9 protein-coding genes are annotated in these 11,351 nt (G+C 43.6%); 2 read left to right on the top strand and 7 right to left on the bottom strand.

Annotation, left to right across the window (positions count from 1 at the left end; genetic code table 11):
• Positions 1–595 precede the first annotated feature (595 nt).
• Complete coding sequence (locus ACM0OT_RS23455; protein WP_414566779.1) at positions 596–2,977, top strand: phosphoketolase; 2,382 nt, start codon at positions 596–598, stop codon at positions 2,975–2,977.
• A gap of 112 nt (positions 2,978–3,089) precedes the next feature.
• Here ACM0OT_RS23455 and murJ read toward each other — a convergent pair whose 3' ends face one another.
• The 7 genes from murJ to ACM0OT_RS23420 form a co-directional block, all read right to left on the bottom strand.
• A complete protein-coding gene (gene murJ, locus ACM0OT_RS23450) occupies positions 3,090–4,694 on the bottom strand; it encodes a murein biosynthesis integral membrane protein MurJ (protein ID WP_414566778.1) in 1,605 nt (534 codons plus the stop codon).
• Positions 4,695–4,806: 112 nt separating this feature from the next.
• On the bottom strand, positions 4,807–5,052 hold the full coding sequence (locus ACM0OT_RS23445; protein WP_414566777.1) for a hypothetical protein: 246 nt from the start codon (positions 5,050–5,052) through the stop codon (positions 4,807–4,809).
• Between the two features lie 571 nt (positions 5,053–5,623).
• Entirely contained in the window at positions 5,624–5,962 is a 339-nt protein-coding gene (locus ACM0OT_RS23440) for a P-II family nitrogen regulator (RefSeq protein ID WP_414545060.1), read from the bottom strand.
• Between the two features lie 231 nt (positions 5,963–6,193).
• Complete coding sequence (locus ACM0OT_RS23435; protein ID WP_414566776.1) at positions 6,194–6,805, bottom strand: hypothetical protein; 612 nt, start codon at positions 6,803–6,805, stop codon at positions 6,194–6,196.
• 177 nt (positions 6,806–6,982) lie between these two features.
• Positions 6,983–7,804 carry a bifunctional hydroxymethylpyrimidine kinase/phosphomethylpyrimidine kinase gene (thiD, locus tag ACM0OT_RS23430; RefSeq protein ID WP_414566780.1) on the bottom strand — a complete coding sequence of 274 codons (822 nt, stop codon included), beginning with the start codon at positions 7,802–7,804 and terminating at the stop codon, positions 6,983–6,985.
• A 190-nt stretch (positions 7,805–7,994) separates the two neighbouring features.
• Complete coding sequence (locus tag ACM0OT_RS23425) at positions 7,995–8,531, bottom strand: hypothetical protein (RefSeq protein WP_414566775.1); 537 nt, start codon at positions 8,529–8,531, stop codon at positions 7,995–7,997.
• A gap of 268 nt (positions 8,532–8,799) precedes the next feature.
• Positions 8,800–9,873 carry a D-alanine--D-alanine ligase family protein gene (locus tag ACM0OT_RS23420; RefSeq protein ID WP_414566774.1) on the bottom strand — a complete coding sequence of 358 codons (1,074 nt, stop codon included), beginning with the start codon at positions 9,871–9,873 and terminating at the stop codon, positions 8,800–8,802.
• Between the two features lie 579 nt (positions 9,874–10,452).
• Between ACM0OT_RS23420 and ACM0OT_RS23415 the strand changes: the two genes are divergently transcribed.
• Positions 10,453–11,351: HEAT repeat domain-containing protein (locus tag ACM0OT_RS23415; RefSeq protein WP_414566773.1), on the top strand; the 899-nt coding region annotated here is incomplete at its 3' end.

Below are 11,351 nucleotides of genomic sequence, written 5' to 3'. Positions count from 1 at the left end.
TACATTGCGTTCGCGGAGCGTTCCGAAGGAAAGCAATTAGCGGTGAGAGTGTCAAAGTGTTTATCTGATAAATTTCATTTCTAGGCTAGCTTTAATTAACTGGCGATCGTCTAAATATTTATAATAAGCAGTTGTACATAATTAATCACACAAAATTGTGGCTGCAACTTTACAAAGCCCTTGCAAAAATACTCTCAGAGCAGGCAGATCGATAATAAAATATAAATTAAATAGATATTTTTATTCTCTCATCCGCCTCTACCAAAAGAAATATTTATAATTAGCAACTATTAGAGATTATCAGGCTGACACCAGATAATCATCTATTCTTTGAGAAAAAATCTTAAATTAAACTTAAAATCAATCTTAAAAATTTTTCAATGGGATACTTAATTTGTTAGTCTTTCATGGAGACATTATGGGCATTGTGCAATTATTTATTGGCAATTGATTAACCGTAATCGTGAATAATCTTGCCTAATGTTCCAGTAACAACCTGAAAAACTTTGTCGTGGGTAAGATGGCCTGCTGACAACAGACAACTAAACTGGCATACTGGCGAATTTGTAAAAATACTTTTGTAATAGGGTTGGATATGACTTTAGTAAGTACTCCACAAACCAAGCCGTTAACAGACGGAGAGTTGCATAAAATCAACGCTTACTGGCGTGCAGCTAACTATCTTTCAGTTGGGCAAATATATTTACTAGATAATCCCCTACTGCGAGAACCCTTAAAACAGGAACACGTCAAACCTCGACTCCTTGGTCACTGGGGAACCACACCTGGGCTGAACTTCATTTATGTTCATTTCAACCGGATCATCAAAAAGTATGACCTCAACGCCATCTACATTGCTGGCCCTGGTCATGGTGGCCCAGGTCTAGTAGCCAATACCTACTTGGAAGGTACATATAGCGAGTATTACCCTAATATTTCCCAAGATGCTGAGGGAATGCAGAAACTCTTCAAACAGTTTTCCTTTCCTGGTGGTATTCCTAGCCATGTAGCTCCAGAGACGCCCGGTTCAATTCATGAAGGTGGTGAACTGGGTTATGCCCTTGTCCATGCCTATGGAGCGGCTTTTGATAACCCTGACTTGATTGTGGCGGCCGTAGTGGGTGACGGCGAAGCAGAAACAGGGGCTTTAGCGACAAGCTGGCATTCCAACAAGTTTCTTCATCCTGTGCATGACGGTGCAGTCCTCCCCATCTTGCACCTGAACGGGTATAAAATTGCTAACCCCACTTTACTGGCAAGGTTGAGTTATGAAGAATTGGAAAATCTATTTTTAGGTTATGGTTACAAACCTTACTTTGTCGAAGGTGTCGAACCCGCAGATGTTCACCAGCAAATGGCCGCAACTTTAGACATTGCGATCGCAGAAATTCAAAACATCCAAAGAGAAGCCAGGGTACATGGCTTCAAAAAGCGTCCCCAATGGCCCATGATTATCCTCAGAACCCCCAAAGGTTGGACAGGGCCTAAGGAAGTAGATGGCAAAAAAACCGAAGGTTACTGGCGATCGCACCAAGTCCCTTTTGGGAATGTAGTCGGTAATCCAGAACATTTGAAGTTGCTAGAAAACTGGATGAAGAGTTACAAACCCGAAGAACTCTTCGATGATCATGGCAAACTGATTCCCGAACTAGCAGAACTAGCCCCCGTAGGACATCGGCGCATGGGTGATAATCCTCATGCTAACGGCGGTCTTTTGCTGCATGACCTGAAGATGCCCAACTTCCAGGACTATGCTGTTGATGTCAGCCAACCAGGTACGAGTTATGCCGAAGCTACCAGAGTGACGGGAAAATTCTTGCGGGATGTGATGAAACTCAACGAAGAATACCGCAACTTCCGCATCTTTGGCCCTGATGAAACTGCTTCAAATCGCCTAGATGCTGTACTGGAAGTTACAGACCGGACTTGGGTAGCCGAAATCCTCCCAGAAGACGAACATTTATCTGCTAATGGTCGGGTAATGGAAGTCCTCAGCGAAACAAATTGTCAAGGATGGTTAGAAGGCTACCTACTTACAGGTCGTCATGGATTTTTCTCCTGTTATGAGGCATTTATCCACATCATTGACTCGATGTTTAACCAACACGCCAAATGGTTGAAAACTACCCGTCACATCCCTTGGCGCAGACCTATAGCTTCCCTCAACTACTTACTAACTTCTCATGTGTGGCGACAAGACCACAACGGGTTTTCTCACCAAGACCCTGGTTTTATCGACCATGTACTTAACAAAAAAGCCGAGATTATTCGGGTATATCTGCCCCCCGATGCCAATACTTTGCTGTCGGTGACAGACCATTGTTTGAGAAGTCGTCACTATGTCAATGTCATAGTCGCGGGGAAGCAGCCATCATTGCAATTCCTCGATATGGATGCCGCCATTAAGCACTGTACTAAAGGTATCGGTATTTGGGAATGGGCTAGCAATGATAAAGGTAGTGAACCAGATGTAGTCATGGCTTGTGCTGGGGATGTTCCCACCTTAGAAACCTTGGCAGCTGTTGATATTTTGCGTCAGCACTTCCCAGACTTAAAGGTGCGGGTAGTCAACGTTGTGAATTTAATGAAACTACAGCCACAAAGTGAGCATCCCCACGGTTTAAGCAATAAAGATTTTGACACGATTTTCACCACAGATAAACCGATTATCTTTGCTTTTCATGGCTATCCCTGGTTAATTCATCGTCTGACTTATCGCCATACCAACCACAATAATTTGCATGTGCGTGGCTATAAGGAAGAAGGTACTACTACTACTCCCTTTGATATGGTTGTGCTTAACGATCTAGATCGTTTTCATCTGGTGATGGATGTAATTGACCGTGTGCCTAAACTGGGATACACAGCAGCTTATGTCAAGCAGATGATAGAAGATAAGTTAATTGAACACAAACACTACATTCAGCAGTACGGTGAAGATATGCCAGAAATTCGCCATTGGAAGTGGCCGTATTAAGCCTCAATGAGTTGATATAGCCCCAGGTTTATCCTGTGGGCTTAAGGAGTTTGTAGTAGGGACTTTAGTCCCTAAAGACAGGACTTTAGTCCTGACTACGAGCAAAAATTTTTTATCTCTTCAAAAATCGCTGACGCATCCGCACGGCAAACGTATTCACCTCTGGGATTTTCATGAAAGAGGCAATGATGGCAAATACGACAATTCCTACTAAACCGGATATACACAACTGCAACAGTTGAATAATTAAGCCTTCTGTACCTAAGAACTGCTGCAAACCCACTAAAGTCCCAAAGCTGGCAAATCCAGCAACAACGCTACCCCCAGTTAATCCCAAAATAGGCACACTCCATTCACGCAAAGGTAAGCCGTTGAGTTTACGATCCAGTAACCACAACAGCATTAACATTGAGCTGCAATTAACACCTACGGTGGCTAAGACAATCCCAGTAGCACCAAAAGGTCTTACCAAAATCCCATCTAGGACAACGTTGAGAAAGATGTTAAAGGTGCTGATGCGAAAAGGTGTCTGTCCATCCCCCAAGGCATAAAATACTCGCACCAAGACATCACGCCCCAAATAAACAAACATGCCAATACCGTAAGCAATCAGCAACGATGAAACTAACTGTGTCGCCTCTTGTGTGAAAGCACCCCGTTCATATACTATTTGCACAATCGGCACCGATAACACGACCATCAGCGCCCCTAGGGGTAGCATGGTCACGGCGGTGAGCAAAATTCCTTGACGAATGCGTAACTTGAGGTCTGGCCAATGTTCTGGGGCGGCTAATTTGGCAAACATTGGTAATAGAGGCAGCAAAATAATATTAGAAATAATTCCTAATGGAGTTTGCACTAAGAGATTGGCATAGTTAAAGCCAGCCGCCGCACCAGGGATAGGACTAGCAAAGTATAGGTCAGTGGCGACATTAATGGGCATCATCCCAGAGGAAATTGTTGCTGGAGTCATGATTCTAATGACTTCTTGCACCCCAGGGGATTTAAAATCAAACCGCAGACGTAATGTACCTAATCCCAAGCGCCACTGCACAATTAACTGCGCCAACCACTGGAGTATTGCCCCCGCTAAGGTTCCCAAAGCTAAGACAATACCACCAATAAAGGCGTATTCTGGCTTAATAATATCCCTGCCCAGTTGCCCTGTTAAGATGGCAATCCCCGCAATCACAGTCACACTGGATAATAAGGGACTGATTGAGAGTAACCAATATTGATTAGCTGCATTGAGAGTGCCGAAACCAATACCAATTAAGCCCGCAAATAAAGCCATTGGTGCCATAATGCGGATTTGTTGAATGGCGATCGCTCTGGTTGTGGGTTCCAGTCCATAACCTACAATATCAACGATCGCATCAGCAAACAAAAGTTGTCCCACTGTCACCAGTAACAGTAATCCACCCACCAGGGTTGTCACTGTTTCTACTAGAGGCGCAGCTTCTTCGTGCTTACGCTTGGCTAAAACGCTAACCACCGCACTGTGTAATGGGCCATTCACACCGCCTAAAAGGATTAATAAAAAGCCAGGAATAATGTAAGCATAGCTGTAGGCAGTAGCAGCAGCACCTACACCAAAAGCAGCTGCGATCGCCTGCTGTCGCACCAAACCAAATACTTTACTAATTAATGTGGCTGCGGCAACAATGCCAGCAATTCCGGCGAATGAACGAGAGGGTTTCGAGTCTTGTTGAGTCACTAATATTACCTGACAACTCTTGCAGAGTGCATATCTGAAACATTTAACCTAAATTTTAGAAGGATGTCAGGTAAATTTTGACTAATTCTTAATTATTACTCCGCGATACCTCTTAAGCTGAGATATCTTGTAGACCAATCCATCCGGTTATGGTTGTCTTTTTACTAACGTAAATAGAATTATTTTTGTGATTTTTGCTCTCTTGGAGTGATTCTTCTACCACCATGTCTGCCAAGGAACTAGAATTTACGTGATGATATACTGGCATATCTTGCCAGCAATGACGGCAAAACCAAGTCATTCCTGAAGCACGTATATGTTGCAAAAGTATCCCAGAACAACAAGGACAGTAATTCATACTTTTTTCAAATCCTGATGATAAAAACGGTGGTGTAGAAAATGCGAGCAGTCAATAAATTGCCCGTCGTTAATTAAAAAACTGTTTATATCTCAAGAATAGTAATGAAGTATGAGGAACTTGTGAGGAAAATTATATTAATCTACGATTTGTAATTTATATACACAACTTTCTATGTAATATCCTCATTGGTATTACTAAAATTTTACATTTACTGTGACATACATAGCAGTCCTATATGAGCGATAAAATTACTCACATCAAATATAAAAAAGGCAGAGGGACAGGCGGTGAAGCCCATCCCACAATTAATATTGGAAAATTATTTCTGGGGAAATCCCTAAAGAATGAAATTTAGGGACTAACTTGCTATAGATTACTGGGGATACAGTAGAACCTACCGAACTACCGTGTACACACGAATAATTGAGGAATTGAGATTTAATACAATACATAACCTCATTCCCAGCCTCTCTTCTGATTAAGTGAGAGAAAAATAGACTTGTGTGTGTACAGCGGAGCCGGCCGAAAAAGAGAGATTGAGGTTCAACCGGATATCACCACCCTAAGCTTAGACGGCTTCTGTGTTCTTTTCCCCAGTACGAATACGTACAACTTGCTCCACAGGTGAGATGAAAATTTTGCCATCGCCAATTTCACCTGTACGAGCAGCACCAATAATTTTGTCTACTACCATATCAACTTGACTGTCCTCAATGACAATTTCCACTTTCAGTTTTTGCAAGAACTCAACAGTGTACTCAGAACCCCGATAACGTTCTGTTTGACCTTTCTGCCGTCCAAAACCCCGAACTTCGGAAACGGTCATGCCGACAATACCAGCGTTGACTAAAGCAATTTTGACTTCATCAAGCTTAAAGGGGCGAATAATTGCTTCTACCTTTTTCATCATCTCGACTCCTTACTTCTTATAGGATAGGTTCGTTTATATATCTAACCAGATATACTGTCTGAGAATGTTACCATTAGCGCTATTATCAGAAAATATGTAAAAATTGCAACTTTTTTTAAACCTGTATGTGTCCTGATGATGTATTTCTGACACATAAATTAATTCCCCTGGGAAGTTCCGAGAGAGGCTAACCAAGAATAAAATCTCTCAAAAGTCACGGGAGTGTAACTAACGATTATGATGTTCAAACAAGGGACGCACAATCAAATACCCAGCACCAAAAGCGGTGAGCATGATTAACAAGATAGTGATAGCTAACCACCAACCACTTAATTCTTTTACTTTTGTTTCCATGGGAGAATAATAGCGGACTTCTTGCTCTTCGATGAATACTGGTTCTGGCATAGGGTAATTTATTTCCTCAATAGGCACAGAAAAGCTAGATTTATGGCTTTTGCTTTTTGGGGCTTCAGTAACCACGGGTGGACGCGGACGGGGAGCCGACTGAGGTTGACGAGTTTCCTTGACTGGTTTTTTTGCTGGAGTTTTTACTTCATGAGCAGTATGAGAAGTTGGCTGAGAACTAGGCTGAGGATGAAAATCGACAAGTTTTTGCAGGTGGCTAAAAGATTGGGCTACTTTGGTAATTTCTTGACGTAGTAGTTGATTTTCCTGCTTTAGTTGCTGATTTTGGACAGTCAGAGCATCTAATTTCGCCTGTGTTGAATGTAACTCTGTTGCTAATTCCCGGTATACGGACAGAGGCACAGTAGGAGATTGAGTTTGGGTGGTTGGTGGTTTTGGTGGATTGCGGTGAACAGAACTTGGGGTTGTTGGCATTAGTGACCTGGTATCAAAAATTAAGTTTATGAGATCGTACAGAGATGCTAACAAAGTCTAGCCATCTCGGAAACTAGCCCAAGAATAATTGATAAATGCTCAGAGAGCAAAGATTTTTAATTTACTTTGAATTATCTCAGTAGTCAGTGGTGAGTAGCTATGGCTGCTGACGGTGAATTATGGTTGTAATAGAGGAAAAAAGTGTCCTACAGGCCCTTGCCCTTTGCCGATATCTAAGGCGTAAGCCAGAGCATGAGTGACATAGTTTTTTGCTTGTTGTACTGCTGGCCACAAGTCCATACCCATTGCCAAATTAGCTGCGATCGCAGCTGATAATGTACAACCAGTACCATGAGTATTTTTAGTATCTACTTGTTGTGTGATCAAAGTTTCCAGCTTTTGTCCATCAAACCAGATATCAACACCACGTGAGTTGCCCTGCATTCCTCCACCCTTAATTAATACAGCTTTCACTCGGAGATTTCGGTGTATGGCTTGAGCTGCTGCCCGCATATCGTCTAGGGAATTAATGGGGAACCCACTTAAAATCTGTGCTTCATAGCGATTTGGCGTAACAATAGCGGCTTGGGGAATCAATGCATGACGCAATGTGTTGACCGCATCATCATCAATCAATTGCGCTCCTGTGCGTGATACCATCACTGGATCAACAACTAAGTTCTCGATTTGTAGTGCTTCGACTTGCTGGGCAACAGCAGAGATAATTTCTTGGTTCAGCAACATTCCTGTTTTTGCAGCTTGTACACCAATATCTTCTACCACCGCTTGAATTTGGGCTACTACCGCCTCTTTTGGCATAGCATCAACCCGTGTTACCTCTAAAGTATTTTGTGCCGTCACACAGGTAATAGCGCTAGTACCGTGGACACAATGAAAAGCAAAGGTGCGTAAATCAGCTTGAATACCTGCACCACCACCGCTATCTGAGCCAGCAATGGTTAAAGCAACAGGTGTGGGGGATTGTGTGGCGGAGTTCATATAAATAATGGGGGATGGGAATATGAGGGCAATTGGTAGATAGGGGGATAGGGAAGTATTTTCGTTCTTGTCCACTCCCTACTCCCCACTCCCCTCTTCGTATATTTATATACTTTTAAGGGCACGGTCAGACCGTACCCTTATTGGTTAGAAGCTTCTTGATTTCAAAAGTTTTTCTTTTACAGTAATATTAATACTTCTGTAAAATTCTAGACAAAGAATTTTCTTTACGTATATCCATCAACTCTGCCAAAGATTCTTTTCTTTGATCTAGTGGATGCCTATGTTCTGTGGGCAGAACTGTCACCAAAGTCCTGGGTTTGGGCCGCATGGCGTGAATAGGCTTTAATGGTTGCCTGGGCACAAAAATTGGCGGATTTTTTAAAGCTGCTGGCTCCCATGTTGGGCGATCGCCTGGCGTCAAGGGTATGGGTTGACGTTGGCGTTTAATCGGTTTGCGGACTTTTTGAAGCTGTTTAGGACGGTTGAGTAACCGGACAATGATGAAGCAGCCACTCCCACAACTGAGGGCGATCGCAAATACCATCCATAAAGGTGTAGGATTGCTATGCTCAGAGGGCATTGTGATTGGTGTTTCCACTACAGCCGGAATTTCTTCTATTTCTGCTGTGTCCGCATAACCCAAGCTATATAAGGCTAAAGCCGCAGATCCCATCAGCATTGTTAACAATCCAGCTAACAATAGCAGTGGATGGCGTGTAAGCATATAGATAAACATGTTGGAGCTACTTATTAGTCCAGATCCACTGTGGGGCAGGTCTGGGACTTTTATTAGCTCTTGCTGTACGCTCTGACTATGTTCCATGATTACTTTCAGATTTGTACCCCTCTAGCCCATGATTGTACTGGAGGAGTCAAGCATCAGGTATCCGTAGCCAGATTTGGGAATTCAGTAGCTTTTTTTTGGCTGCATAGGCTACTAAATCCGATATTTTTTGTCAAAATAACTGCTTTTAGGGAGATTGTTCTGGGGGCTATGATTTTGATTCGTGACTAGAATGTCTTTCTAAAGCTAATTGAATCAACCGATGAACTAACTCAGAAAATGGGATGCCGCTATGGGCCCAAAGTTGCGGGTACATGCTAGTAGCAGTAAAGCCTGGGAAGGTGTTGATTTCATTAATCAATACTTCCCCTGTGGCTTCTACGTAGAAAAAGTCTACCCTTGCTAACCCGGCAGCGTCAACAGCTGCAAAGGCTTGTAATGCCATTTCCTGAATTTGGCTAATAATGGCATCTGGGAGAGGTGTAGGTATCAGTAAATCTGCTTTACCGACAGTATATTTAGTTTCATAATCATAAAAGTCACTGTTAAAAGTAATCTCACCTACGATAGAGGCTTGAGTTTGATCATTACCTAATACGGCACATTCGACTTCTCTAGCAACTACGCCTGCTTCGACGATGATCCGGCGATCATAACTAGCTGCATTATCTAAAGCTGCTTCTAATTCAGAGCGCGATCGCACTTTGGCAATACCCACTGATGAACCTAAGTTAGCAGGCTTAACAAAACAGGGATAGCCTAAAGCTGCCTCAATTTCATCGCATAATTTCGGAAATACACAAGGATTTGACCAAACTTGCGCTCTTGTCAACGCCTGATATTTCACCTGGGGTAATCCTGCTTGGTCAAATGCCATTTTCATGGCAATCTTATCCATACCCAACGCTGAACCTAATACCCCAGAACCGACAAAGGGAACTTGCATTAAAGTAAGTAATCCCTGAATCGTCCCGTCTTCACCGTTGGGGCCGTGGAGAATGGGAACCCAAACATCCACTTCCGTAACTTGATTAGGATATTGCCACAATCCGAGAGCAGAGTTTTGACTTTCTTGGTGGGGAATGCCAGACTCTAGAACTTGTTGAGGTACTTCCCCGCCTAACCAGCACCCATCTTTTTGGATATAAAAAGGCAGGATTTCGTACTTATTAGCATTTTCTTCTGCACTTAAAGCTTTGGCGATCGCCCGTGCTGAACTAATAGAAACCTCATGCTCCCCTGAACGCCCACCAAAGAGTAGTCCCACCCGTAATTTAGTCATTTTGAGTACCTCTACATTCCTCAAGCAGATAGCGTATCACAAGAGGAAGGGAGTGGGGAGTGGGGAACTCGGGGCCTCCTCTGGGGATACTACCGTTGAGGTTAGTGAGTAAAACCAATTCGCAATTCGCAATTCGCAATTAATTTAGCGATCCACAAGGGATGGGGTTTTTACCTACCCTGAGAAAACTTGGATTGTTTCGCCCACAATTCCACTCGGTTTTGAACCTCACTTCGGGGCTAATTCTTCCCCTACACCTGCCCCGAAGGGGCTGATAAAATTAATTACACAATGTCATTGCGAATATAGCGGAGCAGAATCAAGCATAAGTCCTGCGGACACGCTACGCGGTAAGCGCAGCTATGCCGTTAGGCTTTACGCAGGGCTTGGGATTGCTTGGCTTTGCTCGCAATGATTGTAATTAATTTTGCGTGGTTACTTAGCAATGAACCTCTGATGTTGATTAATGAGCCTTTAATACTCATGAGCAAGCATTAAAAGCTCTCAATCAGGAATTAGGAATTGCAAGCTTGGTATTATACCGATAGCTGCGTGTAATCTGCCGCCTTGCCCTGATTTATGCTCATATCTCCCCGCCACACTAACAAACTCTCGCTCTTTTTCCTTTTCTGTTTCACTCTACTCCTAACTCTCTTCCTCTCTCTACCTTGGATAAACGCCAAAGAAACCCCCAAACCCAAACCCCAAGATTGGCAGATTAACGGTATATCAGCAGCCCTTGATGATGGACACGACAAAGTTAAAAAATATGCTCTGGATAAATTAGTTGAATATGATCTGAAAGATTTAAAATCCCTGGTGAAGAAACCAGAGGATATTGCCGAGAAAGCTGCCAATATCCTCAAGGATGAAAAGGTGGACGCCACCGTTCGTAGAGGTGCGGCAGAGGCATTGGGCAACTTCGGGCCAGCAGCGGCTCAATATATCCCTGAAATCCTCAACATCCTCAAGGATGAAAAGGCTGACTTTTTTGTTCGTAGAGGTGCGACAGAGGCATTGGGCAACTTCGGGCCAGCAGCGGCTCAATATATCCCTGAAATCCTCAACATCCTCAAGGATGAAAAGGCTGACTTTTTTGTTCGTGAGGATGCGGCAGTGGCATTGGGCAACTTGGGAGACGCCGCAGCCAAGTATGTCCCTGACATCCTCAATTTCCTCAAGGATGAAAAGGTTTCCTCCTCCGTTCGTAGAAGTGCGGCATTGGCATTGGGCAACTTGGGAGACGCCGCAGCCAAGTATGTTCCTGACATCGCCAATATCCTCAAGGATGAAAAGGTTTCCTCCTACGTTCGTGCGGATGCGGCAGTGGCATTGGGCAACTTGGGAGACGCCGCAGCCAAGTATGTTCCTGACATCGCTAATATCCTCAAGGATGAAAAGGTGGACGCCAACCTTCGTAGAAGTGCGGCAGTAGCATTGGGCAACTTGGGAGACGCCGCAGCCAAGTATGTCCCTGA

This window comes from Anabaena sp. CCY 9613 (assembly GCF_963920895.1).
Classification (GTDB): Bacteria; Cyanobacteriota; Cyanobacteriia; order Cyanobacteriales; family Nostocaceae; genus Cyanocohniella.
This window is presented reverse-complemented; position numbering and strand designations above follow the sequence as displayed.